Genomic DNA, 26,484 nt, shown 5'->3' on the forward strand with positions numbered 1-26,484 from the left:
CGTAGTTCTCGTCAAAGTTGTTCGCGGTAGCCTCAACCTTCTCAACCTTCTCAACCTTCCTCAACTCCTCAACTATGCAGTGTGGCTGAACAGAACTTTGTAGATTATGTGAAAATTTGTTGCCGGTCTGGCGCGGGGGGATCAGGATCTGTTCATTTTCTTCAGGACAAAAACACCGCTATGGGTGGCCCTGACGGCGGCGACGGCGGCCGGGGTGGGCACATCATCTTGCGGGGCAACCGCAACGTATGGACGCTGCTTTCCCTCAAATACCGCAAGCACGTCATCGCCAAGGCGGGCGTCAATGGCCGAGGCGGCAATTGCACGGGTGCCGATGGTGACGACGTCATCTTGGATGTTCCACTGGGCACCGTAGCCAAAGACGCAGAAACGGGTGAGATCGAATTTGAAATCACTAAGCACGATGAAATAAAAATCATCGCACCGGGTGGTCAGGGAGGAAAAGGCAACGCCTTTTTTAAATCTCCTACCAATCAAACGCCTGGTCATGCTCAGCCTGGCGGGCCTGGACTCGAAGAATGGAAAATTCTGGAGTTAAAAGTTTTGGCGGATGTAGGTTTGGTCGGCTTTCCAAATGCGGGCAAATCAACCCTCTTGTCGGTCATTTCGGCCGCCAAGCCCAAAATTGGGGACTATGCTTTTACTACCCTGACGCCCAATCTGGGAATTGTGCCCTACCGCGATGGAAGGTCCTTCGTGATGGCTGACATCCCAGGAATCATCGAGCATGCCAGTGAAGGCAAAGGTTTGGGTTTGCGCTTTTTGCGCCACATTGAGCGCAATTCAACGCTCTTGTTCATGGTACCGGCCGATACCGACGACATCAACCGGGAATATCAAATTTTGGAGAACGAGCTACGGGTGTACAACCCGGAATTGCTGGACAAACCCCGGCTGCTGGCCATTACCAAAGCAGATTTGATTGATGAGGAACTAAAGGAAATGCTGCTACCCACCATTCCGAAAGACATTCCCCACTTGTTCATCTCTGCGGTGGCAGAGCAGGGCTTGATGGAACTCAAGGATTTGTTGTGGGAAAGCATCAATTCGGCACCCAAGGATGCCATCAATCTGAATCTTGCCAACCCACATCGCTTGATTCACGGTACCCGATCCAAACATTCCGAAGAAGAATAAATTACAAAAAGAAGGGTGACCTTTTTTATACAGCCTTGTTTATCAAATAGCTATGCTTTTAAACTGCCTCCTTTTTGCCCAAACTGCGCGGGAACAAAAAAATGAAAAATGGTAGTGCGGGGGTGTAGCTTTTTGTTTTACTTTGTTGTAAATTTATAAAAATTTAAAACAATGGTGAATCGTGTAATGCTCATCGGTAACTTGGGAAAAGACCCCGAAGTCCGCAGCTTGGAAAATGGTGCAATGGTAGCCAAGTTTTCACTAGCTACAAGTGAAAGTTACCGTGATAAAGAAAACAATTGGCAGGAACTGACCGAGTGGCACGATATCGTCGTGTGGCGAACCGTGGCCGAACGGGCGGAAAAAAGCCTCAAAAAAGGGATGACGATCTATTTGGAAGGTAAACTGACTCACCGTACCTGGCAGGACAAGGATGGCAACAACCGCAGAACCACCGAAATTGTGGCCGATTATTTCCGGGTCATTGATCGTAAGAGTGGTTCAGGAGCCAATGGCGCTTCTTTCCCTGGAGAAAAAGACGATCCATACAATCGCAACAACAATTCTGGCGTTAGTGAAGCGCCGATGCCCACTTCTGCTGAAGAAGTACCCGCAACGGCCGACGATGATTTGCCCTTTTAATTTACAGGCATACCTGCGTCATCTCGAATGCGCGAATATGCACAAGGGACATAAAACGTTGTCAACATCTAACTTTGTGTCCTTTGTGCTGCCTTAGTGACCTTTGTGCTAAAAAATGTCGCTTTGGATTTAATCATTTGGGGTAACACATTTATGACTACATGCTGATCCAAGTACATGACCTTGCTATTTCGTTTTGTATTTTTGTTGTCGATTGCCGGGCTGGCGATAGCTTGTGAACAGCCTACGCCCATTCCACGCCCACGGGCCTACCCACGAGTGATTTATCCGCAAAAAGCATTTCAAGTTTTTGACAAAAACTATTGTGCTTTTACTTTTCAATACCCTACTTATAGCGTAGTGCAGCAAGACACGGGGCAAAATGGCGTAAAGCCCGAAAATCCCTGTTGGTTTGATGTGTATTACCCCGATTTTGAGTGCCGGATTTATTGCACCTATTCCAAAGTGGGGGCAGGGAAGTCCTTGGACAAGCTCAAAGCGGATGCTTTTGAATTGGTAGATTGGCACAATAAAAAAGCCAATTACATCGCAGAAGAGCGCATCAATCGTGCACCTGACTTACAAGGTATGGTTTTTTCCATTGAAGGCCCCGCCGCTACGCCTTTTCAGTTTTTCATTACCGATGAAAAACAGCATTTCTTCCGTGCTTCGTTGTACTTTAAAACCAAAATCAACACAGACTCCTTGGCACCGGTGTACGATTTTGTAAAAAAAGACCTGCGAAAAATGATTGAAACGTTTGAATGGAATTAGATTTGTACCGTATTTATTATTTCCGTGCTTGTTGTATTTTTAAATTGACACTTCTTCTTCCCCGATTTTTTTGACTCCTTCACCAAAAAACTCATAGCAATTTCCATCTTCCTAGTGCAGAAAGGTGTCTTAATTTGACATTTTCCTGTTTAAACTGTTATGAGTTGTGAAGCTACCACGCATCAGCTTTAAAAAAGGTATTTCTTTAGCAGAAGTGAAAAAACTGTATCCTGATCTTCAGGTTTGTTCGCAGGTGCTAGCTGGAAAAGAATACATTCAGGCCCAGGTCAGTGTACCCGGTGTTGGTTTATTGATCTTTATTTTCTCTACGTTGGAACAACTGCTTGAGTTTGAAATTTCACCCTTGCATTAGGAGTAAGACCCTTAGCAGCAGGACCACTCCAAAGACGATTAATGCCCCACCTGATATCCTGCGCAACCAAAGCAAGTGAATCGGGCGCAAACTGTAGCGAATTTTTTTCGCCAAAATCACCTTTAATAAATCAGTAACCACAATTGTACCCAGTATGCCCCCAAAAAACCAGGAGGCCTGCTGACCGTCAAATCCATCTTTAATCACCACTGTTCCCATCAAGCTGGTCCAAAAAAAGACGGTGAAAGGATTGATGGTATTGATCAAAAAACCTTTGATGAATAGGGATAAATAGCTAGAACTACGTTTATAGTCCGGCAAGACACCGGTCAACAAACCTTTGGGTATGGTCAAGAGGGTGACCAAACCAAAACAAGCCAGCAAAATACTACCCGCAATTCCCAGAATCAGCGAAAAACTCGGCGCTTTTACAATTTCTGCTAAGTAGGATACCCCATAATACACCGCTAATACAAAAGATGAGTCACTCACCCATATGCCCAGTGCAACCATCGCCCCGGCCCGGAAGCCTTCCTCCACACTTGTTTGTACCAATGCAAAAAAAATGGGGCCAATCATAAAACTAAGAATAAGCCCTAATTTCATCCCATCCAAAAGCATGTCCATTTTCTCGTCCGTTCTTTATAGCCTACTAAAATAGTGTTGCAAAGTTAAACGCAAAAAAAAGAAGGACATAAAAAAAGTAGCTTAGTTGCTCTTGCGCAACCATTCCAACCAGTAACAAACCCCAAATAGGAGTAAAAAACCATACACCGCGTCTTCAATTGGTACAGAGCCAATCCGAATACCCATGTATTCTTCCGGATTGTACAGTACAATCGGTTCTTTAGTAAACCCACCTGTGAGCACTCCATCTACGAGTAAAAACGGAATCAAAATAACCAAGAAAGCTCGGTAAAAACGGGTACGGTAAGTGTTCGGAATATAGTACCAGTGATACAACATAAATCCACCTGTAAGGATGAAAGTGGTACTGGAATAAGCCTTATTGATGTTGAAAAGGGCTAAAATAAAACAGCCAATAATCAATCCGAGGGTGATACGTTTGTCCCAACGCGCAAATGGGTCACCTGGAAAGTACGCATTGAGGCATTCGTAAATAAAGATGCTGGCGAACGGGACAGTTACGAAAAACAGCAACTCTTCCCAGGGCAAATACACAATTCTCAACCCACTAACATAGTAGTCGTTGAACCCCCAGACACCGGCCAAAGTTTTGTAAATATCCCAAACAACGAAAAGCGCCCCCATAATGAGGATGGAAGGAAATAGATCCAACCAGGATTTATAATAGTGCACCTTGCGGTCGAAACTCAACAGAAAGACGGGCACAAAAGCAAAAATGTGCACATAAGCATAAGCCATTCTATTTTCCAAAAAAGGGAAATGAGCCAGAGTAGGCACATCGTAGACCAGTTTGCCGGGGTTGATGCCGCCGAAAAGCCACAAAAGGACAACGGCCAGGTATGGCCACAACAAGATGGGCCATTTCCAACGGTTAGATATTTGTGCCTCTGGAACGGTAATAGCTGTTTTCATGCTCGATTTTACAGCAAATTTAAACGATTTCTGACAGCTGAGCTTAAAAGCAGTGCAACTTTACGCCCATCGTGCACCCGAATTCTCCGCTTTTGTACCTGATGTGCCGGCGAGTTTTTGATTTTTTGAAACAACTTGGTATAGTACACATACGCCAAGTACACTCCAAAACGTACCCCCTTGGGCAATTGTACGATGCCTGTGTATGCATGGTCAAAATCGGCTTTGATGTCTGACTCAATGTTGAGTTTATCTGCTTCGGTAAACTGACGAAAATCTACTCCTGGGAAATAGACACGACCTCTTTCATCAAAATCACTTTTCATATCCCGCAGGAAATTGATCTTTTGAAAAGCCGCGCCCAGGCTCCGTGCGGGCGCTTTCAAGTGTTGGTACTGTGCATCATCGCCATTGGTCCATACCCGTAAGCACATCAACCCGACTACTTCTGCCGAACCGTAAATGTACTCCTGATACAAACGATCCTCATACTGATTGTGGTGCAAATCCAATTCCATACTGTACAAGAAGGCCTCAATCAGTTCACGTTCGATCTTGTATCGATTAACCACTTGCTGAAATGCCTGCAAGACCGGGTTAAGGCTGATGCCCTCCTCAATGGCACGATAGGTGTCCTCTTTGAAACGTTGCAGAAGCTCCGCTTTGTTGTATCCATGGAAAGTATCTACAATCTCATCAGCAAAACGGACGAAGCCGTAAATCGCGTAAATCGGTGCTCGATAAGCTTTGTCAAACACCTTGATTCCCATTGAAAATGAGGTACTGTAGCGTTGGGTGATCAGTTGGCTGCACTCCATACAGGTGCTGTTGAATAAACTCATCATAGGTTCGACTGATTTTTAGGGTGTGATATTATGGCCATAACTTAGCTACTTCGCGCGCCACCACTTGCCCCGAAATGAGCGAAGGTGGGACACCTGGACCAGGGGTTGTGAGCTGACCCGTAAAAAACAGGTTCGCTACTTTTTTACTACGCAATTTAGGCTTTAAAAAGGCGGTTTGAAATAGCGTATTTGCCAATCCGTAGGCGTTTCCTTTAAAAGCGTGATAATCTTGTACAAAATCACGGTGGGCGTAAGAACGCTTGTACACCACATCTGAGCGGATTTCCTGCCCTGTAAGCCGTTCCAAACGCTCCATCACCACCTGATAATAGCGTTCTCGTAGGACTTCTGTATCTTCCAAATCCGGGGCTAAGGGAATCAGGATAAATAAGTTTTCATATCCTTCGGGAGCTACACTGGAATCGGTCACGGAAGGAGCACAAACATAAAACAGGGGCTTTTCCGGCCAACGCGGCTGCTCATAAATATCAATGGCGTGCTGGGTGAAGTCTTCATCAAAAAAGAGGTTGTGGTGCTGCAAATTTTTTAGCCGCTTTTTTACCCCTACATAAAACAGCAAAGAGGAGGGCGCCATGACCCTTTTGTCCCAATAAGCTGCATCGTAATTGCGCTGATTGGGCGCAAGCACCTGCTGATCGAGATGGTGATAATCCGCACCACCTACTACGGCATCTACCGGATATTCAGCGTCCTGCGTAATGACTTTTGTAGCCAGGCCATTGCTGGTGGTGATTTGTTTGACCTCTTGATTGAGCTGCAGCACGACCCCTAGTTCTTCGGCCAAGCTCACCATGGCCTCCACAATTTTGTACATGCCCCCCATCGGGTACCAGGTACCCAAGGCCATATCCGCATAATTCATCAGGCTATACATGGCCGGGGTTTTGGCCGGGGTCGCCCCTAGGAAAAGTACCGGAAACTCCAATAATTCGATCAACTGGCGATTCTTGAACAATTGCCGGACATGCGTCGACATGCTGGTGAACATTTGCAAGCGGAACATACTTTTGAGGATGCGCAGGTCGGCAAATTCCAGAATAGAATGGCTGGGTTTGTGTACAAAGTCGGCCATGCCTACTTCGTATTTGTATTGGGCTTCGGCCAAAAACTTTTTTAGGTTTGAGCTGCTCCCTGGCTCGTAGCGTTCAAAAAGCGCGAAGAGTTCGTCCATACCTGCGGGCACCTGCATGACATCGTCTTGGCCAAAAAATACGGAGTAAGATGGATCCAGGCGCTTGAGTTGGTAATAATCCGCGGCTTTTTTGCCGAAATGGTTGAAAAATTGTTCAAACACATCGGGCATCCAATACCAACTTGGGCCCATATCAAACACAAAACCATCAGCCATGTACTGGCGGGCACGACCACCTGGCACACTATTCTTTTCTAATATGGTGACCTCATGCCCCGCTTTCGCCAAACAACATGCGGCAGCAAGGCCAGCAAATCCGGCTCCAATTACGACTACTCTTTTTGCCAAGGTATCTTATTTGTGGATGTAGAAACTGGAAGGGTAACAGCATTTGCTGATTTTTGTTTAAGCTTTTTTTTGTAAAACTTAGACAAAACCAATTTCCTCAAAAGACGCCAATTAGGCATTTGCGAAATAATTTTGAAATTGGTGCAATATTTTTTTAGCTTATTTTGTTTTACAATTGATATTCAGTCATTAAACAAGGCTACATGGATCAAACATTTACTCAAGACATGCTCATTAAATACCTTTATCAAGAAACCTCGGCTGCGGAAACTCTGGCGGTTCGGGAAGCATTGCAAGACAACATTTTACTACGCGAAGAATACCGCGAACTGCGCAAAGCTTACGAACAACTGCCCAAAGTGAAATTCAATGCCAAGGCATCCACCTTACAAAATATCCTGCAGTACAGCAAACGCTCGGCTGCCCTTCAAGGCCAGGATTAAGGTATCTGATGTTACACATGGAAAAGCGGAATCTGGAGAATCATCCAGGTTCCGCTTTTTCTTTTTTTCTAAAAATTGTTTCACAAAAATTTGCATTTAAAACATTTAATACTAACTTTGTAAAAGCTTGTTTGAGCTACTAATTTTTTTTGAGCATAAAAACGTAATATAAATCACCATGTCGCAACTGGACAAAGACCAAAAATTAAAAGCCCTCCAACTTACCATGGATCGTCTGGACAAGACCTTCGGTAAAGGCACGATCATGCGTTTGGGCGATAAACAAGTGTCCCATGTAGAGGTTATTCCTACGGGCTCTTTGGGCCTGGATATTGCCTTAGGCATCAATGGACTCCCAAAGGGTAGAATTGTGGAAATTTATGGCCCAGAATCTTCCGGTAAAACCACACTGGCGATTCATGCCATTGCAGAATGCCAAAAGCAAGGTGGAATTGCCGCCATTGTGGATGCAGAACACGCATTTGACCGCTTCTATGCCGAAAAGTTGGGTGTGAAGACCGACGAGCTCCTCATTTCTCAACCCGACAACGGGGAACAAGCCCTCGAAATCGCTGAAAACCTGATTCGTTCTGGCGCTATCGATATTTTGGTTGTTGACTCAGTTGCTGCATTGGTACCACGCAGTGAAATTGAAGGGGAAATGGGCGACTCCAAAGTGGGGGTGCAAGCCCGCTTGATGTCCCAAGCCATGCGCAAACTTACGGCAAGCATCAGCAAAACCAATTGCTGCTGCATCTTCATCAACCAGTTGCGTGAAAAAATTGGGGTGATGTTCGGAAATCCTGAAACCACCACCGGGGGTAACGCGCTGAAATTTTATGCTTCTATTCGTTTGGACATCCGCAAATCCGGTGCAGCCATCAAAGACAAAGACGGAAACGTGGTAGGCAACCAAGTGAAAGTAACCGTGAAGAAAAATAAATTGGCCCCACCATTCCGCATCGCTAATTTCGACATCACCTTTGGTGAAGGGATATCCAAATCCGGCGAAATCGTGGACATGGGAGTCGATTACGATGTCATTCAAAAAAGTGGTGCCTGGTATAGCTATGCTGGTGCTAAAATTGCCCAGGGCCGTGAGTCTGCCAAGCAGTTTTTGGTAGACAACCCAGAAGTAGCACTCGAATTGGAACTCAAAATCAAGGATAAACTCCTCGCCAGCCCCGAAGTCATTAAACCCGCATCTAAGCGCGGAAGCGATGACGATTCCGACGATTAGTCGTTTTAGGGATAGTAACAAAAAAACCGTGTTGAGTTTGCAAAGCTGCTCAACACGGTTTTTTTATTGCTACTACTGGGCATTTTGCTCGGAGGAGATGAATTGCCTCCAGCTTCAGCTGGTGGGGAGGCAGTAAACGCTAGTTTTTGGGCTTTAGCCCTACTTGCTAAATTTGAAGTTAGGCTAAAGCCCAGCAAGAAGGGCAATCCCAATCCACGAGCTAAAGCACGTGGCAATTCATGTCCTTCGCTTCTAAAATACAAAATATCCGGTTGTATGATTGCTGCAAGTTTTTCCTTTATCGATTGCGCTCCAGGTAACCTTTTACAAAATCGCTGACTAGATAACTCAACAACTTTCCGGTGCTACGGTTTTCCGAACCATTTTCCAAACTGGTGGCGGCCTCACAGATGTGCAAGTAGGCAGGTTCACAACGCTGGGCCGTTTGGTACAAATAATACCGGGCTTGCTGGGTGTTGATGCCACTCGGGGTCAGCGCACTGGAAAGCACATTTTCGATACAGTCCACATCCAACTCAATGCCTACCCGATTTGCTCCATTTTTGGTAAAGGCAACGGAGTGCTCAAGCGCTTGAGCAAAGTTTAGTTTTTCCCGTAAAAAAATGTCTTCCCAAGTTGAAAACTGGATGGCGGGGTGCCGCTCTAAGTCCTGCAAAATGTTTTCAGGAGTATAGTTTTCATGTAAACCCAGGATGGAATAATGTTGCAAATACCCCTCTTCCTGGGCATACCGAAAGCCATTGCCGCTATGTCGTCCTTCTGTAATGCGGTAATCAGAATGAGCATCCAGATTGATACAATTTACTACAGCAGCTGGATTACTTTTTCTCAGGCCTAGGGCTGTCCCTTTTAAATTGGCATAGGCTCCAGCATGGCTTCCGCCGATGATCAACGGAATTTTCCCCACAGCCACAATTTGGCTTACTAAGGCACTCACCTCGGCGTCGATTTGTTCCACTTGCTGCCGCATCAATGGGACATCCGAATGATTTGGCAAAACGGTAAAATCAAAATGGCCCAACAATTGTATATTCTGACCGCGCAAAAATGGAGTGTCCTGCACGTTGAGAAAAGCATTCAGGAATGAGTCCCATGCAGTAGCGGCCCCCCCTAGCCCAAAATTGGCGCGGGCGCCCAGGTCTTCTTTTACACCAAACAAAACAAAGTGGGGGCCCGTGGACTCCAGCTCGGATTGAACCAGGATTCTTTGACCTAGTTTGGTTTCTTGCGGGCGGGTGCGGGTGCGTGATTGTACCTCGGTGGTGGTCATGGGGTGAAAATGCATGGTTCAACGTTGAGGGAACGTGCATTATCTCGAATTTTTGCAATGCCAAAGCGACATAATTTTCACAAAGGACACCAAGGGGCACAAAGGACAAAAAGAGTCGTCAACGTCTAACTTTGTGTCCTTTGTGCCCTCTTTGTGTTCTTTGTGCTAAAAAAATGTCGCTCTGGGATCACAACTCCCGGTGATACACACTCCCATTAATCAATACTTGTTCAATCAAATTGCTGCCAAAGGCATAAGGTAAATACGCCAACGAAGGCATCGGCTTGGTTACGATCAAATTGGCGCGTTTGCCCATTGCAATACTCCCCACTTCTTGCTGTACCTCCATCGCGCAAGCTCCGTTAAACGTAGCCGCATTAATCGCTTCTTCGGGTAGCATCCGCATTTGGATACAACTCAATGCGACCAACAAAGGCATGTTGCCACTCGGTGAAGAACCCGGATTGTAATCGGTAGCCAAAGCCACTGCTGCACCTGCTTCGATCAACTGCCGCGCCGGAGGGTACGGCAAGCGCAGAAAAAAAGCCGCTGAAGGCAACAAGGTCGCAATCGTAGGATGTTGGGCCAAAAGTTGGATCTCTTCTTCCCCAATGTTTTCCAGGTGATCCACCGAAACCGCTCCCGCTTGCACCCCCACTTGTACTCCACCCGAATTGTGCAACTGATTGGCGTGTAACTTGGTTTTTAAACCATAACGTCGCCCGGCCTCCAAAATCTGCGACGTTTCAACTGGGGTAAAAAAACCTTGTTCACAAAATACATCAATGTAATCGGCCAATCCTTCGAGGGCAATGGCGGGTAACATTTCTTCGATGATTTGGCGAATGTATCCGCTCCGATCGTCTTTAAACGCAACGGGAAAAGCATGCGCACCCAAAAAAGTGGCTTTGATGGGAATATCGGCCTCCTGTTTCAGGCGTTTGATCACCCGCAGCATTTTTATTTCTGCTTCTAGCGTTAGGCCATAGCCACTTTTGATTTCAATTGCGCCAGTGCCCAGTTTTTTCAGCGCTTCCAGTCGCTTCCAGGCTTGTTGAAACAATACTTCGGCTGGGGTCTTTTGCAGCAACCGGGCCGAGTTCAAAATTCCCCCGCCTTTTTGAGCTATTTCAGCATAAGTAAGGCCGCGGATTTTGTCCACAAATTCCTGTTCGCGGCTGCCTGCAAAAACCAGGTGGGTATGTGAATCACACCAACAGGGCAATACGTAGCGGCCACTCAGATTCTGAGTCTGAGCTGGGCTTTCGTAAACTTTTAATGCACTCATTGGCCCGTAGTCCACGATCTGAGTGCCTTCTATACGCAGGTAGGCTTGCTCGATACCGGGCAATTGTGCCAGTGCCTGACCACGCAAAGCTTTGGTTCCAGGGTGAATGCCCAATAAATATGTGATGTTGGTCAAAAGCATTCGCGCATGTATTTTTCTTTTTTCACCACCTAAGAAACTGAAGACACCTAAGATCCACTTTAGTCCTAATACTTAGGTGGTTCTATGGTGTCTTCAGTTTCTTAGGTGGTGAAAAGACCTCACAATTCCAAACGATGTTGCCGCGCCACATCCTTCGCAATGTCATAACCTGCATCGGCGTGGCGAATGACACCCATGGCAGGGTCGTTGTGCAGCACCCGTTTGAGTCGGCGCGCAGCCTCCTCAGTCCCATCGGCCACGATCACCATGCCCGCATGGATGGAATACCCCATCCCTACACCGCCCCCATGGTGCAAAGACACCCAACTGGCACCACCAGCAGTATTGATCAAAGCGTTGAGGATCGGCCAATCGGCTACGGCATCCGAGCCGTCGAGCATGGCTTCCGTTTCGCGATTGGGGGAGGCTACCGAACCCGTATCCAGGTGATCCCGCCCAATCACAATCGGTGCTTTTACCTTACCCTCTCGAACCAATTCATTAAAAGCAAGTCCGGCTTTTTCCCGTTCTCCTAACCCCAACCAGCAAATCCGTGCAGGTAGTCCCTGGAAAGCAATATGTTCTTGAGCCTTTTGAATCCAGCGGTGCAAGGAATGGTTTTCAGGAAACAATTTCAGAATCAGCTCGTCGGTGACTCGGATATCCTCCGGATCGCCAGAAAGCGCAGCCCAGCGGAAAGGCCCTTTGCCTTCACAAAACAAAGGCCGAATGTAAGCGGGAACAAAGCCGGGAAAATCAAAAGCATTTTTCAGCCCTTTTTCAGCAGCCCGGCCCCGCAGGTTATTGCCATAATCAAAAGTAACGGCGCCGCGTTTTTGTAGTTCAATCATCAATTCCACATGCCGAACAATGGAGCGGTAGGCCATTTCCAGATACTGTTCGGGGTTTTCGGTGCGCAGGATATTGGCCTGTTCTACGCTGATTTCATGGGGAAAATACCCGATGATGGGGTCGTGCGCCGAGGTTTGGTCGGTCAGGATATCGGGCGTCACGTTGCGCTCTAACATTCGCTCCAATAAGTCCACAACGTTGCAGTGTACCCCAATGGAGCGTTTTTCGCCCAGTTTGCGCAATTCCAGCGCCCGATCAATCGCCGCGTCGATGGATTCCATTTGTTCGTCCAGATAGCGGGTTTGCAGGCGTTTCTGGATGCGCCATTCTTCTGCTTCGGCCACCAGGCATACTCCGTCATTCATGGTCACTGCCAGGGGTTGAGCTCCGCCCATACCGCCCAAACCAGCCGTGACCGACAGGGTGCCCCGCAACGTGCCTCCAAAATGTTGATTGGCGATCGCGGCGAAAGTTTCATATGTACCTTGCACAATCCCCTGTGAGCCAATGTAAATCCAGGAGCCCGCAGTCATCTGGCCGTACATCATCAATCCCTTTTTCTCTAGTTCGTTGAAGTGCTCCCAGGTGGCCCATTTGGGTACCAGTTGAGAATTGGAAATGATCACCCGGGGTGCATCGGGGTGGGTAGGGAGTACACCTACGGGTTTGCCCGATTGGATGAGTAAGGTCTCATCGTCGTTCAGGTTTTTGAGCGCCTTGATGATCAGGTCCAATGCTGCCTGGTTGCGGGCAGCCTTTCCGCGACCACCATACACAATGAGCTCTTCAGGGCGTTCGGCAACCTCGGGATCAATGTTGTTGAGCAACATGCGCAAGGCGGCCTCCTGAATCCAACCCTTGCATTGCAGGGTAGTGCCAGTTGGCGTTTTATACTGGTTTATGGTTTCAAGCAACATGAACACTTGTTTTTGCCCCACTATTTATAGCGGTTGATGAAGGAGATGCTTATTTGTAAATCATCGGCCAATACCCGATCGGCTTCATTGAAGGAGACAAATTTTCGAAAAGCCCGGTGCAAGTCTTCCACCTGGACTGAACTCGATAAAGGGCGCCGAAATTCGAGCGCTTGAGCAGCAGTCAAGAGCTCAATGGCCAATACTTTGTACACATTGTTCAACACCCGGGCACCTTTGACGGCTGCGTTGGCACCCATGCTGACGTGGTCTTCCTGTCCATTGGAAGACACAATCGAGTCGACCGAAGCGGGGGTACAGAGTTGTTTGTTTTCACTGACAATACCCGCTGCGGTGTACTGGGGAATCATCAAACCAGAGTGCAAGCCAGGGTTTTTGATCAAAAACAGTGGTAAGCCACGTTGGCCAGACAACAACTGATAAGTACGTCGCTCCGAAATGCTGCCGATTTCGGCCATGGCGATGCTCAAAAAATCGAGCGCCATCGCTAGCGGCTGGCCATGAAAATTACCACCGGAAAGAATCAGGTCTTCGTCGGGAAACACATTGGGGTTGTCGGTCACTGCATTGGCTTCACAGGTCATCACCGCGAGGGTTTGGGCAAAAACGTCTTTGGAAGCGCCGTGTACCTGAGGAATGCAGCGGAAAGAGTAGGGGTCTTGGACCTGTTCTTTGGTTTTTTCCGCAATGGCACTGCCGCTCAGGTATTGGCGGATTTTCGATGCAGTATCGACTTGCCCCGGGTGGGGCCGGATTTGGTGCAGACGTTCGTGGAAAGGTTGTAAACTTCCATCAAACGCATCAATGCTCATGGCGGCGATGAGATCGGCCATTTGCAGCGCACGTTCGGCCTGAATGAGGTTGTAAAATCCGTAGGCCAACATGAACTGGGTGCCGTTGATCAGGGCAATGCCCTCTTTGGCTTGGAGTTGGATGGGGTGCCAATGGTGTTGCGCCAGTACCTGTGCTGCTGGTACTTTTTTGCCTTTAACGGTCATCAACCCCAATCCAATCAGGGGTAGGCTGAGGTGTGAAAGTGGTGCTAAATCGCCCGAAGCACCCAGTGAACCCTGGGTGTAAACGACGGGCAAAAGGTCGTGGTTGAAAAAATCGATCAAACGTTCAACCGTGCTCAATTGCACCGCAGAATAGCCTTGGGACAAGGACTCGATTTTGAACAAAAGCATCAGCCGTACGATATCCGCAGGTACTTCTTCGCCCAAACCACAGGCATGGGATTGCAGCAAATTGTACTGCAAATCGGTAGTTTCCGCCCGGTTGATGCGCACATTTTGCAGGTAACCAAAACCAGTATTGATGCCATAAAACAACTGCTCGGAGTTGGCCAACTTTTGATCAAGATAGGCTCGACACTTCTGGATGCGGGCTTTGGCCGCCGGGGCCAAGGCCAATTGCCAGCGTTCTTGCACAATGAGTTTAATCCGGTCCAAGGTCAATTCAGTGGAACCGATTTCATGTACACTTTTTTTAAGCACTCGATCCAGGACTGCGGGCATATATTTTGGTTTATTAGCCTTCTGTTCATGAAGGCTATTTGGTTCCACAAAATTACGCCTACTTATTAATTGCTCTAAATGGTATTTTTTTGCATTTTTGATCAAAAAAAGTGATTAATGGAGCTACGACACCTGCGTTATTTCGTCACCCTGGCCAATGAGTTGCATTTTGGCCGCGCAGCAAGCAAACTTTTTATCGTGCAACCTGCCCTGAGCAAGCAGATTCAGGAATTGGAAAAAGAGTTAAAGGTGACCTTGTTGGAACGTACCAAACGCAAGGTGAGTCTGACACCCGCTGGTGCCTACTTTTGGGAAGAAGCCCAACGCATCCTGGGGCAAATTGAAGAAATCCGCAATCATTTGCCGATGATTGAACGAGGGCAACAGGGGGAAATTCGACTGGGGTACGTTGGCTCCTGTATCCATACCTTTTTGCCCGAAATTTTGGTGGCCCTCAACCAACAATACCCGGTTATCCAGACCTATTTATCAGAAATGACGACCGCCTCCCAATTGGAAGCCATGCAAAAAGGAATGTTGGATGTAGCCTTTGTGCGCAATCCACCTTTTGATGAGCGCTGGGATAGCCGCTTGATGTATCGGGAAACTTTTTCCCTGGTGCTGCCCGCTGATCATGCAATCAATGCCCACAATTTTGCGGGTTTGCAAGCTTTTGCCCGGGAAAAATTCATCCTCACGACCCGCCAGGATGGGGCAGCGTACCACAATCAACAATTGAGCATTTGTGAAGACGCCGGATTTTTTCCCAACATTGTCCATGAAACCGTGCATGGGCACACCGTGCTGCAATTGATTGAAAAAAAACTGGGCATCTCCTTTTTGCCCACTTCTTTTAGTCGAGTGAACACGGCAGCGGTAAAATTTATTGAATTGAAAGACATTCCACAGCGGGCAGAGATCACGGCTTTGTGGGAGAAGGAGAATCCGAATCCGGTGTTGAAGGTGTTTTTGAGTTTGTTGGAAAAGGGTTGAACTCTATCCTAAGCCCCAAGATCGTTTTTTGAGACAAAACTTGACGCAAACAATAAATTAGCACAAAGGAAAAAAAAGAGGACACAAAGGACACAAAGCGAAGCGCTGTCAACGTCTAACTTTGTGTCCTTTGTGCCCTCTTTTTTCCCTTTGTGTTAAAAAAAATGTCGCTTTGGTTAATACTTCACCACTTTTTCCACCCGATTCACCCCTTCACCTTTCACCTGCATCAGGTAGATACCGGCGGGCAGGCTGGAAAGATCAAAAGCCAACAAACGGCTATCTGCATCGCGGTTCTGCATGGTTTGAGTTTGGAGAATCCGGCCTTCGGTGCTCATTAAAATGGCTTGTGCCCGACCAGCTGGTAAACCTTCAAGTTGAACGTTGATTTGATCACCAGTTGGATTGGGGTAAATGTTCATGCGGATGTTGCTCTGTAAATCGCGGGTGGAGCTAATCACGGAACCTGGCTCAACCAAAGTACCCCGATCGGCTGCTTTGCTGCACACTTTATCCCCTTCCGCAGTAGTGAGGCATACCTGGCCATTGTAATTCACCAGGTCCATAAATTCGATGTTGTCGATAAACCAGCCTTGGGTACGGATCGCGCCGCTGGCTGGATCATCATTGGATCCGAAGCGGAAACGCACTTGAACCTCCTGCCCCGTGTACTTGCTCAAATCGACGTAAGTTGGCACAAATTGGCCAGTTGACCCCGAAAAACCCCGCAATCGTGGAACCGAAAAAGTAGTGTATACCACTGGGCGAGTATAACCATTGCGGAAAATCAGGCTATCCGGAATGTACTGCCAGGTGCTGCCGCCATTGGTGGATACTTCCAAAATACCCGCGTCCAATGCCGTTTCAATAGCATAATCCTGATAAAAACGCAGCACAGGCTGGGTGCCGCTGATCCGAATGGGTTCTTTTAGGTACAAAGCCTGATCCACGGAGGTACGGCCGCCGGGAACGGTCCAGGCTTTGGTGCCTTTAAACGCCTTGGCTGTGCTAATCCGGAAAGTGTCCTGGCCATCGATGGACAATTTATCCCACATGCTTGTACTGCCTTCTACATCATCTAGTGCCTGTCGAAGGGAAGGGCGGTTGCGGTTGCTGATGGCGAGGTAACGGATGATTTTGCTGGCACCGGGAGCGAGAGTTCCGATCTCAAAAGAGGCAACCCCATTGCTTACCGAGGTTTTGTTAGAACCTACTACCGATACCGGAATCAAACTTAGGCCATTCGGTAGTTCATCATTGAGTACGGCCGCATTGACGGGCGTATCTTTATGGTTGTACACCAGTAAGGTTACATTGACAGTATCGCCAGCACTGATGTTGCCATCGACCAGTTTTTCAATTTTTAGGGTTTTGATGCATTCTGGGCGGTTGTCAAAGGTTTGTAGTCCGTCATTGCGGTTGCCACTGCTGCCCTGGTCAGCGCTCCATCCCAGGCCACGCCGGGCAAACACTTCCCAGATTAAACATTCGTTGGCACCGCCGTTGTTGAGTGCATCTGCGGCAATGATGGCGTTGCGGCCATCAATAAAGCCTGGACTACAGTTTTGTAGTTTCATACCGTCCATAACCAGTTGAATAGCGCGGTTGTTGCCCCCTTTTCCACGGTACAAGTCAGGATCCCAGCCGTATTTGTCGACCATCGCCCAATACAAGTCCCAAAGGGTCGCGGCCCATACTTCTCCCACCGGGTGCGGAAAACTGGTTCCAATAATATCGTCATAAACTTGACCATTGGCTTTCAGGTCAGTAGAGTAAGGCAAACGACGGATACCCGTTCCGTCCAGTCCTTCGTAGAGCACGTAATTTCCTACGCCACGAGCCGCTTTGCCATTTTGACCTGCGGTTACGGTTGTGACCAGGGCAAAAAAATCGCTCCAGCCTTCACCCATTTGTTCATCGTTGTTCAAACAAGATGTAACAGAGGGGCCTCCGGTCAAACGCACCGAGATGCCGTGGCCATATTCGTGTGCAATGATGCCGTTGTCAAAACTGGCGTCAATCGAATCCGGACCAGTGATTGCAGGCGCTACCAAAGTCAACACTACTTTTTCTCTGGCCATCGCTTGTCTCATCAACTCACAATCTCCAGAGCGCATACCTACCACGGGGATGGTGACACCACTTACGACCGGATCATCCGCCAAACCTCCCGGCAGGGTATTTTCAAAATTACAGATTACACAAGCTACTGCTCCAGCAGTTTGGGCATTGAGGGCTTTGACCTCAAAAGTACAAGTGCCCCGATCAATCAGCACAATTTTTCCTTTCAGGTTGGCCGGGTTCAACAAAGTTTGGCAGCCCAGATTGGCGGCTCCCGACCCATCTACCCCCACGGCTACCTCGGCAGTGACGGGGGTGGTAGTCAAACGTTTGCCAAAACTTGCACCCCGCACCGGATATTTCCCAGCAATCCCAGCTGGTGCATCAATAAAGGCATTCCCTGCAGCGGCGTTCCAAATGAACATTTGCATCCGGGGAGGACCGCCATCTGCGGGAGTACCAAAGTTGGCGTTATTGGTATCGGTACCATCCTGCGCTTCAGCGTTGACTGCATCATTGGGGCGGCCACCACGGCCATAATTGTTTTGTTGAAAATTACCCGCTGCCTCATTGAATCCATATTGGTAACTAAAATCGTGCATCACGTTGTTCATGTAAAACAACTGGGTGATGGCAGCTGCCCGTGAATTGCTGGGCTGTAAGTTGGAATTGAAAGAATAGTTAAAATTAAGGTTGGCCCCACCATTGGGCACCACAATGGTATCGGGCCGGTTGTCGGCATTTTGGTCCAGATAGGTATAGGTGTTATTGCCTCGGGTGATGGTGTATTCTGCACCAGGGGTACCATTGGTATCGTGCCAGCCATAAGGTGAAGCATTAACATCCGCAGGATTGGTGATCACTTTTCGCAAGCCATGCAAAGGGCTTTCGATGGGCAACGCAAATACATTGTAGCTTGCACCATCGGCGAGAGGCGCTAATTCTTCCGTGGTGGTTTTGGCAGGCATGGTCATGCGTTGCAAACCCGCTTCTTGCAGGCACTCATCAGAAATGAGTTGTGCGGAGTGGTTGTGCCCAGGGAAAGTACAGGAAATGGTTTGATTGACTTTTTCTAAAACCGCCCCGGTTTGGGCATCTATAAAAGTTATCCAGTGATCTGAACTCCGAGGATCCTGAATTTCCATCACCCAAGCCAGGCGTAAACGCCCACCCGCACTGAGGTGATACATCAAATGGCTGGGAATGTTGCTTCGTGAAATATTTCCCCCAGCAAATTCTGCCGAGTGATTTTTTTCACTTTTTAACACTCTGATGTCCCCGCTTTTTTCACTCATGCCTAAATCTTCGGCAGCGCGAAGCAGTGCCTTCTCAGGCTTTAGGTTAGGCTTAAGCGCATTTACGCGTGAGGCTACATCGGGTATAAACCGTTCAGCCACAAAAACTACGTTGCCATCCTTGATGTGAACTCCGGAAATGGCATTGTATACCTCGATGCCCTCATGGGTTTGGGTAAAATAGACGTGGGTTACCCCATTGTGTTCACTCTGATAGGTATGACTTACCTTTAGTCCTTGCAGGTCTTCCGGGCTAAGTTTCCATTTTTGTTGATTCGCTTGCAGGTGAGCCAGCGCCTGTCGGCTTGCATCGAGCGATTGCGCTCGGGCAACTTGCACGAAGCTCAATAGCCCCAGTAAGCAGAGGGGTGAAAATAAAGCGGAGATTTTCATCATTTTTATCCTTTGTTGCATTTAAACCGTAAAGTCTCAAAAATACATAAATCAATCACGCTTGATACGGACAAAGAAGTGGATTTGTTCTGTGGATCAATTAAAAAGTAGTTTATTTGTCAGTCAAAAGCCCAAAAGGCCTCAATTTAAGATTCATCATGGCGGAAAAAATTTCCGAAATAGTGTACGGGCGTCACCCGGTAGTGGATGCCATCCGCTCAGGCTGGCCCGTTGATAAAGTGGTCATGCAGCAGGGGATTCGGGGGGAATTTGAAAAAGAAATCCGTCACCTGACCAAAGAATACGAAGTGCCGATGCAGGTGGTTCCGAAAGAGCGCCTCAATAAATTGGCTGGAGGCAACCACCAGGGCGTGATTGCTTTTATTTCTCCGATTCCTTTCCAACGCCTGGAAGATATTTTACCCTCCGTGTTTGAAAATGGTCAAACACCCTTGATCGTTCTATTGGACGGCATCACCGATGTGCGCAATTTTGGTGCGATTGCCCGTTCAGCGGAAGTTTTTGGTGCTCATGCGATCGTGATTTCCAGCAAAAAAAGTGCTCAAGTCAACGCTGAAGCGGTCAAAACCTCAGCAGGTGCTTTGACCATTATTCCCGTATGTCGGGAAAAAAGTATGGTCGGTGCCATTGAGTTATTGAAACTCTCGGGCGTGAACGTTTACGTCAGTGATTTGAGTGCAACTTCGTCGTTGACAGAATTGGATTGGACCATTCCAGTAGCCCTGGTGATTGGTTCGGAAGCAGAAGGAATTAGCCCGGCCGTGGCGGCTATGGCAGATGAACGATTCATCATTCCCCAATTGGGGCAAACCGACTCACTGAATGCTTCAGTGGCAGCGGGAGTGGTGTTGTATGAGGTGACGAGACAGCGAATTATGTGAAAAGTGAAAAGTGAAAAACTAAAAATGAAAAATAGTAACTACTTGTTGTTGTTTTTCATTTTTAGTTTTTCATTTTTCATTGTTTAGTCTAGTTCGCTGATCTTCCGGATCACCTGATACAAACGAGTATGTTCGTTCACATCCTCAGTGAAGGGATCATGTTCGAGGTGATTGGAAGAAATCATTTTCAGGCGAGTCACACGTCCATTGCGGTCGTTGATTTTCTGTACGTGTTTTACCCAAATGCTGCCATTGTGTTTCACGGCATAAATCTTGTTGTCACGCACTTCACTCATGCTTTGGATTTCGCGGCAGATCACCACATCACCATTGGCAATGATGGGTTCCATACTGTTTCCTTTGATGGGGAAAGCAACAAGGCCACCGCCAGCCAAGCCAGGAATATTGAAATAATCGATATCTTCAACGGCCCAACCATCCTTTCCTACGGTCGAACCTGCAAAAGCTTCCTCGGAAGTAAACAAAATATTGCCTACCTTTAGGTTTGCCTCATCAGCAGGAGAAGGTTTTGGCAGATCAAAACCAAAGGGTGTACCTAACCCGTCGATGAGGTAGGATTCATTGACTCCGTATTCACGGCATAATGTTCGAGCATGACGATAATCCAAGCAACGCTTGTCATCAGGATTGAGAAAAGCCCGAATGATGTGGCCATAAGCTCGGTTACCAAGGATTTTGAGGGCAAAGTCGCCGATACCTTTGCCACTCCGGTCGTTGGGTTGAATGTCTCCGCGTTCCACCAGCAGGTCAAAAACCTTGCGGAAGCGCTCATTCAACGATATACGATCTTCACGAATCATGGAGTGTGATTTAAATTCTAAAAATATTAGTGCCGAATTGCATGCAAGGTAAACAAAAAATTGTTACCAACAAATATTTGCAAGACATTTTTTTTTGTTGAAATAGGATTATTTTTGCGTTTACGCTGCTTGGCAGCACACAACAGCTTTTCATTATGGCGGCAAAAAAGAAAAAAGGACAACTTACATTCCGGTTTACAGATGATGAACGCATCCCCAAACTAGCGGGAGTGCTATTGTTGTTTTTTGCCCTTTACCTATTCATTGCATTTACATCCTATCTATTCACCTGGCACATCGATCAGGATCGCGTATTGCGCTTTTCCTGGGAGCTTTTGTTGGATAGTCGATTTGAAATGGCCAACTGGTTAGGGCGTTTGGGCGCGATTTTATCCAACTTTTTCTTTTACTACCTTTTTGGTTTACCTTCTTTTTTGTTGGTTTACCTGCTTGCGCTCATGGGGAGTGCCCTGATCCGGCGTATCCCGCTGTATCGTTTTACCAGTCGCATTCGCTACACGGTTATATTGGTGTTCTTTTTATCGGTGATTTTTGAGTTTTTGTTTGGCACTTTTGGTTTTCCTTGGGGGGGAGCCTTGGGGGATACGGTCAATCTTTGGCTGTACCGTTTTGTGGGTACTGCCGGACAAGTGGTTTTGTTTGGTGCCATCACTTTTGGCTTGGTCGTTTGGCGTTTCAATCCCAATTTCGACCAATTGTCTTTTGGCCAGGCCATGCAGGAAATCTACTATTATTTTGAGGCACTGATTCAAGGAAAACTATTCCGCCGGGCCAAACCCGGAGATTTGCGCGAAGCGCAAGCTAAATTGCGCCCAGGTCCAAGAGCTCAAAAACGCATCAATACCAATACTGGCGAAGCAGAAGGTGAAGAATTTGAGGAAGAAGACATCCCGCTGCCCGATGTGGAAATGCCACCTGTGCCTGCACTGAAAGGAGGCCAACTGGCTTTTGACCTGGCCAAAGCAGCCAACCGCCCCCCAGTAGCAAATAGCCCTGGTGATTTGGAGCTGGAGATGGGCTTTACAGAGCCGCAAGAACGCCAGCCCATCGTGGAAAACGCCCCTGACTTGAACCTGCAACCATTGGACTTGGCCCAGGAAGAAAACCCAGATCACAGCGAACCTTACGATCCTACCCTGGAATTGTCTTCTTACGAGCACCCAGTATTGGCCCTGCTCAACGATTATTCGGATCAAAAGGTAGAAATAGACCGCGAAGAGCTGGAGGCGAATAAGGATCAGATCATCGAAACGTTGTTGCACTACAAAATCGAGATCACCAAAATTCGCGCCACCATCGGGCCAACGGTCACCCTCTACGAGATCATTCCTGCGCCAGGGGTGCGGATTTCGCGCATCAAAAACCTGGAAGACGATATTGCCCTGAGCCTTTCGGCCCTGGGTATCCGTATCATTGCGCCGATTCCCGGCAAGGGCACCATCGGGATTGAAGTACCCAATAAAAAGAAACAGATCGTTTCGATGAAAGAGGTACTCATGCACGAAAAATTCAAAAAGGCCAAAATGGACTTGCCCATCGCACTGGGTAAAACCATTTCCAATGAAGTTTTTGTAGCGGACTTGGCCAAAATGCCCCACTTGCTGGTGGCGGGTGCCACAGGACAAGGTAAATCGGTGGGGATCAACTCCATTTTGATTTCCTTGTTGTACAAAAAGCACCCTTCGCAAGTCAAACTGGTGCTGATCGACCCCAAAAAGGTGGAATTGTTCCCTTATGCCAAACTGGAGAACCACTTCTTGGCCTTTTTGCCCAATCAGGACGAACCCATCATTACCGATACCACCAAGGTGATCCATACCCTCAATTCCTTGTGCATTGAGATGGACAACCGTTATGATTTGTTGAAAAAAGCTTCGGCGCGGAACATCCGGGAATACAACGACAAGTTTGTCCAACGCCGCCTGAATCCACAAAAAGGCCACAAGTTTTTGCCCTTCATCGTACTGGTCATCGACGAGTTTGCCGACTTGATCATGACGGCGGGCAAAGAGGTGGAACTCCCCATTGGTCGCCTCGCACAATTGGCGCGGGCCGTCGGTATTCACCTGGTGATCGCCACCCAGCGCCCTTCGGTGAACATCATCACCGGGGTGATCAAGGCGAACTTCCCAGCGCGGATTGGCTACAAGGTGACCTCGAAAGTAGACTCCCGCACCATTCTGGATGCTGGTGGCGCCGAACAATTGATTGGTCGCGGCGACATGTTGCTCTCCGTGGGTGGTGAAATGATTCGCCTGCAAGGTGCCTTCATCGATACACCCGAAGTAGAACAAGCCATTGATTTTATTGCCAAACAACAAGGTTACCCCGAGCCATACTTCTTGCCAGAATACTACGGCGACGATGAGCCACCCGGCCAAAGCGACCTGAAATACACCGATCTGGACGAAATGTTTGAAGATTCCGCGCGCTTGATCGTACAAAGCCAACATGGCTCAACTTCCATGATCCAGCGCCGCCTAAAACTGGGCTATAACCGCGCAGGACGGATTATGGATCAGTTGCAAGCCATGGGCATTGTGGGGCCGAGTGAAGGCAGCAAGGCCAGAGAGGTGCTGTTTTTTGATGAGGGAGAATTGGAAAGGTTTTTGGCGGATTTGCGGGCACGGAGGTAACGTGTGCCATGCAAATTAAGCGAACCATTTTTGTGGATGAACAGGTGTTTAGGTGGGTTTGTGCGAATACCCCCTACACAGTAAATCAAGTACACCATTTTTCTAGAATTTACAGATCAAGCTAAAATAAGTGCTCCTAATACTGAGCTACCAATTTCTTTTCAACATTTCAACTCAAAACAAGCTTCCCTGCCGCCCAAAACTCAGCGGGTTTTCCAGTTCCAGCAACCTCCGCTTCATATCCAATCCATAATAATACCCGTGCAAATCGCCATTGCTGGCAATACAACGGTGGCAAGGCACGATGATGGCAATGGGATTGTGGGCATTGGCCTGCCCTACGGCCCGCACTGAGTCAGGATTGTTCAGTGCTTTGGCGATGGCCAGGTATGAGGTGGTATGGCCATAGGGAATTTTGAGCAATTCCTGCCATACCGCCAGGTTGAATTCAGGTGCACCACTGAAATCCAGCTTCAGGTCAAACCCATCTCGCTTGCGTTGAAAATACTCCTCTAATTGTTGCACACATTCCCGCAATTCAGGAGGCACTTCCTCTTTGGGACAAGTGTCTTTTTTGGTCAACTTGACCGAGGTAATGCCCAATTCACTGCCTTTGATTTCAATGCAGCCGAAGGGGGAAGCGAAGTAGGTTTGTTGCAACATTTTTTGTGCCTTTCAAGAAGATAGTATGTCTAAAGTTCAAACTTTTTCAACAAACACACAAACTTTTACCTTACTTCTTATGCCGGCTCTCCAATATTTTCACCACATCGCCCAATTCGTACCCTTTGGCAGACAGCAGGATCAGGTAGTGAAACATCAAATCAGCGGCTTCATTCAAGAACAAATCGGCGTTGTTGTCTTTGGCTTCGATGACCAACTCCACGGCTTCTTCACCTACTTTTTGGGCAATTTTGTTGATGCCTCTTTTGAACAGCGAAGTGGTGTACGAGGTATCATCGGGGTGATCGCGGCGCTGGCGGATTACATTTTCGAGTTGCTGCAAAAAGTCGTTGGACACGTTTTTTTCATTCCAGCAAGTATCGGCTCCTGTATGGCAAGTCGGGCCGTCGGGGCGGGCTTTGATCAGGAGGCTATCCTGGTCACAATCCACTGCAATATCGATGAGGTGCAAAAAATTGTTGCTGCTTTCTCCTTTGGTCCAAAGGCGTTCTTTGGAGCGGCTGAAAAAAGTAACTTTCCCTTCAGCAAGGGTGTGATCCAGGGCGGCGCGGTTCATGTAGCCCAGCATGAGCACCTTGTTGCTGAGGTGATCCTGGATGATGGCGGGCACTAAACCCCCAGATTTTTGAAAATCAACACTGTTTGGGTCGAAATTGAAAGACATTGTATCTGTTGAATTTGCTGCAAATTAACACCCAAATGTCCAAAGACCCAAAAAAAGCCTGCACATTGTATAAACTAAAGGTTTTGCAATTCCCTAACAATATTGTAGTTTAGCACGCAAAGTGTGTCAACATGGGAATGGTTTATAGTTTGTTTTTTTGTCTTTCTAGCCTTTTTAGCAGCAACGATCAAGAGCCCAAAGGGCCAGAACCCCGCTACTACGAAATTCAAATCCACCAGGCCGAACCTGGCCGGTTGAAGTATTTGCAAAACCGCTATCGCCAGTTTGCAGTACCCTTGTACCGCAAACACCACATTCAGGTGGAGGGATTCTGGTCGCCAGTAGACCCCAAAGACGAGCGCATAGTAAGCATTTTGTCCTACTACAGCCAGGCTTCCTGGTTGCGCTCCACCAAAGATTTTTTGCGGGATCCTAAGTGGAAAAAAGGCATCGAAGATTCCGAGTCCGTAGGTCGCCTGGAAGCCAGTTCGGATAAACACTTCTTGCGCCTAACCGATTTTTCGACCATCAAATTTCCCAAGAATGGTTCGAAAGAAAGGGTATTTGAATTGCGTACCTACAATGCCACACCCGGAAAATTGCCCAACCTCTTGGACCGTTTTCGCAACCATACACGCAAACTTTTTGAAAAATACGGCATGACCAACCTCTGGTATTGGACGGTGGTGGATGCTTATCCGGCGCAGGAAACCTTGATTTATATGCTTGCTCATCCCAGCCAAGAAGCGGGCTTGAAGGCTTTTACGGATTTTCGGAATGACCCCGAGTGGATCAAGGTGCGCAAGGACTCCGAGGATAAAGCGGGTGGATCACTGACGGTGAAGGTGGAGTCGCTGTATTTGAAGCCGCTGGATTTTTCGCCGATTAAATAAAATCAGCGCATCAATCTAACTTGAAACCTTCCTGAGCGATGTAATCCGCAATATTGACTTTAACGCCTTCAAAAAGTGTGATGTCTTGATTCCAATCATCGATCTGCCAGGCTTGTCCGGGTAGGGCGATGCATACTTTTTTGCTTTTGGTAAAAAACCAGATCACTTTTTCAACTCCGTGGTTAAAAAGGCTGTCTAATTTGCGCATGACGTACTCCTGGAAGAGGTCAGAATTGCGTTCGGGCAATTCTACATTTACATCAATTTCGATCACCACTTTGGGCGGTACGGTAACATAGCGGGGGGTGATTTTATCCGGGGTCAAAATAGCCTTGTCAAAAACTACCACACTCAATTCAAATTTATCCTTAGCATTAGGTTGAAACCCTAATTTACCAGCACCGATGCGGTAGCATTTTTCATCTAGCCCTGCCTTCAAGACATCCGCTAAGAAGCATTTTAAGAAAAACAACAACCCACTATCCCCAATGAGATTGTCCAAACTTTTTTGTTTGTACAACACCTGTCGAAAACCTGGATAGTAGAAATTTACTCCATCAA

Annotated in this window: 23 protein-coding genes; 10 read left to right on the forward strand and 13 right to left on the reverse strand. The window is 47.6% G+C overall.

Annotated elements, in window-relative coordinates:
• The first annotated feature begins 81 nt into the window (after positions 1-81).
• The 4 genes from obgE (at position 82) to ACEW9O_RS29075 (ending at position 2,947) form a co-directional block, all read left to right on the forward strand.
• Complete coding sequence (gene obgE / locus ACEW9O_RS29060) at positions 82-1,158, forward strand: GTPase ObgE (protein ID WP_373553749.1); 1,077 nt, start codon at positions 82-84, stop codon at positions 1,156-1,158.
• Between the two features lie 171 nt (positions 1,159-1,329).
• Positions 1,330-1,800 carry a single-stranded DNA-binding protein gene (locus ACEW9O_RS29065; protein WP_373553750.1) on the forward strand — a complete coding sequence of 157 codons (471 nt, stop codon included), beginning with the start codon at positions 1,330-1,332 and terminating at the stop codon, positions 1,798-1,800.
• Between the two features lie 177 nt (positions 1,801-1,977).
• Positions 1,978-2,574: a hypothetical protein gene (locus ACEW9O_RS29070; RefSeq protein WP_373553751.1), complete on the forward strand. Its 597-nt coding sequence runs from the start codon at positions 1,978-1,980 to the stop codon at positions 2,572-2,574.
• Positions 2,575-2,740: 166 nt separating this feature from the next.
• Positions 2,741-2,947 (forward strand): hypothetical protein, encoded by a 207-nt coding sequence (locus ACEW9O_RS29075; protein WP_373553752.1) that lies wholly within the window; start codon positions 2,741-2,743, stop codon positions 2,945-2,947.
• Here ACEW9O_RS29075 and ACEW9O_RS29080 read toward each other — a convergent pair.
• The 4 genes from ACEW9O_RS29080 to ACEW9O_RS29095 all read right to left on the reverse strand — a co-directional run bounded on the left by ACEW9O_RS29080 (position 2,933) and on the right by ACEW9O_RS29095 (position 6,853).
• Positions 2,933-3,574 (reverse strand): LysE family translocator, encoded by a 642-nt coding sequence (locus ACEW9O_RS29080; protein WP_373553753.1) that lies wholly within the window; start codon positions 3,572-3,574, stop codon positions 2,933-2,935. The two genes, ACEW9O_RS29075 and ACEW9O_RS29080, sit on opposite strands and share 15 nt — an antisense overlap.
• Before the next feature lie 81 nt (positions 3,575-3,655).
• On the reverse strand, positions 3,656-4,507 hold the full coding sequence (locus tag ACEW9O_RS29085; protein WP_373553754.1) for a lycopene cyclase domain-containing protein: 852 nt from the start codon (positions 4,505-4,507) through the stop codon (positions 3,656-3,658).
• 8 nt (positions 4,508-4,515) lie between these two features.
• Positions 4,516-5,352 carry a phytoene/squalene synthase family protein gene (locus tag ACEW9O_RS29090; RefSeq protein WP_373553755.1) on the reverse strand — a complete coding sequence of 279 codons (837 nt, stop codon included), beginning with the start codon at positions 5,350-5,352 and terminating at the stop codon, positions 4,516-4,518.
• 28 nt (positions 5,353-5,380) lie between these two features.
• A complete protein-coding gene (locus ACEW9O_RS29095) occupies positions 5,381-6,853 on the reverse strand; it encodes a phytoene desaturase family protein (protein WP_373553756.1) in 1,473 nt (490 codons plus the stop codon).
• 203 nt (positions 6,854-7,056) lie between these two features.
• On the opposite strand from ACEW9O_RS29095, the gene ACEW9O_RS29100 reads away from it, so the two are divergent.
• The gene (locus ACEW9O_RS29100) at positions 7,057-7,296 is read left to right on the forward strand and encodes a hypothetical protein (protein ID WP_320027591.1); all 240 of its coding nucleotides are present in this window, start codon (positions 7,057-7,059) and stop codon (positions 7,294-7,296) included.
• Positions 7,297-7,474: 178 nt separating this feature from the next.
• Complete coding sequence (gene recA, locus ACEW9O_RS29105) at positions 7,475-8,536, forward strand: recombinase RecA (RefSeq protein ID WP_373553757.1); 1,062 nt, start codon at positions 7,475-7,477, stop codon at positions 8,534-8,536.
• Positions 8,537-8,834: 298 nt separating this feature from the next.
• Here recA and ACEW9O_RS29110 read toward each other — a convergent pair whose 3' ends face one another.
• The 4 genes from ACEW9O_RS29110 to hutH form a co-directional block, all read right to left on the reverse strand.
• Positions 8,835-9,842, reverse strand: coding sequence for a formimidoylglutamase (locus ACEW9O_RS29110; protein ID WP_373553758.1), 1,008 nt, complete (start codon positions 9,840-9,842; stop codon positions 8,835-8,837).
• A 172-nt stretch (positions 9,843-10,014) separates the two neighbouring features.
• Positions 10,015-11,256 carry an imidazolonepropionase gene (gene hutI, locus ACEW9O_RS29115; RefSeq protein WP_373553759.1) on the reverse strand — a complete coding sequence of 414 codons (1,242 nt, stop codon included), beginning with the start codon at positions 11,254-11,256 and terminating at the stop codon, positions 10,015-10,017.
• 119 nt (positions 11,257-11,375) lie between these two features.
• Entirely contained in the window at positions 11,376-13,025 is a 1,650-nt protein-coding gene (gene hutU / locus ACEW9O_RS29120; protein WP_373553760.1) for a urocanate hydratase, read from the reverse strand.
• Positions 13,026-13,045: 20 nt separating this feature from the next.
• Complete coding sequence (hutH, locus tag ACEW9O_RS29125; protein ID WP_373553761.1) at positions 13,046-14,560, reverse strand: histidine ammonia-lyase; 1,515 nt, start codon at positions 14,558-14,560, stop codon at positions 13,046-13,048.
• A gap of 117 nt (positions 14,561-14,677) precedes the next feature.
• On the opposite strand from hutH, the gene ACEW9O_RS29130 reads away from it, so the two are divergent.
• Positions 14,678-15,553 (forward strand): LysR family transcriptional regulator, encoded by an 876-nt coding sequence (locus tag ACEW9O_RS29130; RefSeq protein ID WP_373553762.1) that lies wholly within the window; start codon positions 14,678-14,680, stop codon positions 15,551-15,553.
• A 176-nt stretch (positions 15,554-15,729) separates the two neighbouring features.
• On the opposite strand, the gene ACEW9O_RS29135 is transcribed toward ACEW9O_RS29130, so the two are convergent.
• Positions 15,730-19,305 carry a T9SS-dependent M36 family metallopeptidase gene (locus ACEW9O_RS29135; RefSeq protein WP_373553763.1) on the reverse strand — a complete coding sequence of 1,192 codons (3,576 nt, stop codon included), beginning with the start codon at positions 19,303-19,305 and terminating at the stop codon, positions 15,730-15,732.
• 155 nt (positions 19,306-19,460) lie between these two features.
• On the opposite strand from ACEW9O_RS29135, the gene rlmB reads away from it, so the two are divergent.
• Positions 19,461-20,204 carry a 23S rRNA (guanosine(2251)-2'-O)-methyltransferase RlmB gene (gene rlmB, locus ACEW9O_RS29140; RefSeq protein WP_373553764.1) on the forward strand — a complete coding sequence of 248 codons (744 nt, stop codon included), beginning with the start codon at positions 19,461-19,463 and terminating at the stop codon, positions 20,202-20,204.
• Positions 20,205-20,287: 83 nt separating this feature from the next.
• Here rlmB and ACEW9O_RS29145 read toward each other — a convergent pair whose 3' ends face one another.
• Positions 20,288-21,025 (reverse strand): helix-turn-helix transcriptional regulator, encoded by a 738-nt coding sequence (locus ACEW9O_RS29145; protein WP_373553765.1) that lies wholly within the window; start codon positions 21,023-21,025, stop codon positions 20,288-20,290.
• A 155-nt stretch (positions 21,026-21,180) separates the two neighbouring features.
• On the opposite strand from ACEW9O_RS29145, the gene ACEW9O_RS29150 reads away from it, so the two are divergent.
• Complete coding sequence (locus ACEW9O_RS29150; protein ID WP_373553766.1) at positions 21,181-23,682, forward strand: DNA translocase FtsK 4TM domain-containing protein; 2,502 nt, start codon at positions 21,181-21,183, stop codon at positions 23,680-23,682.
• A 174-nt stretch (positions 23,683-23,856) separates the two neighbouring features.
• Here ACEW9O_RS29150 and ACEW9O_RS29155 read toward each other — a convergent pair whose 3' ends face one another.
• A complete protein-coding gene (locus ACEW9O_RS29155; protein ID WP_373553767.1) occupies positions 23,857-24,345 on the reverse strand; it encodes a methylated-DNA--[protein]-cysteine S-methyltransferase in 489 nt (162 codons plus the stop codon).
• Between the two features lie 70 nt (positions 24,346-24,415).
• Entirely contained in the window at positions 24,416-25,030 is a 615-nt protein-coding gene (hisIE, locus tag ACEW9O_RS29160) for a bifunctional phosphoribosyl-AMP cyclohydrolase/phosphoribosyl-ATP diphosphatase HisIE (RefSeq protein ID WP_373553768.1), read from the reverse strand.
• A 131-nt stretch (positions 25,031-25,161) separates the two neighbouring features.
• Between hisIE and ACEW9O_RS29165 the strand changes: the two genes are divergently transcribed.
• Positions 25,162-25,923 carry an NIPSNAP family protein gene (locus ACEW9O_RS29165; protein ID WP_373553769.1) on the forward strand — a complete coding sequence of 254 codons (762 nt, stop codon included), beginning with the start codon at positions 25,162-25,164 and terminating at the stop codon, positions 25,921-25,923.
• Positions 25,924-25,933: 10 nt separating this feature from the next.
• Here the strand turns inward: ACEW9O_RS29165 and ACEW9O_RS29170 are convergent, their stop codons facing one another.
• Positions 25,934-26,425 (reverse strand): Uma2 family endonuclease, encoded by a 492-nt coding sequence (locus ACEW9O_RS29170; RefSeq protein ID WP_373553770.1) that lies wholly within the window; start codon positions 26,423-26,425, stop codon positions 25,934-25,936.
• Between the last annotated feature and the right edge of the window lie 59 nt (positions 26,426-26,484).

This window comes from Haliscomenobacter sp. (genome assembly GCF_041740695.1).
GTDB lineage: Bacteria > Bacteroidota > Bacteroidia > Chitinophagales > Saprospiraceae > Haliscomenobacter.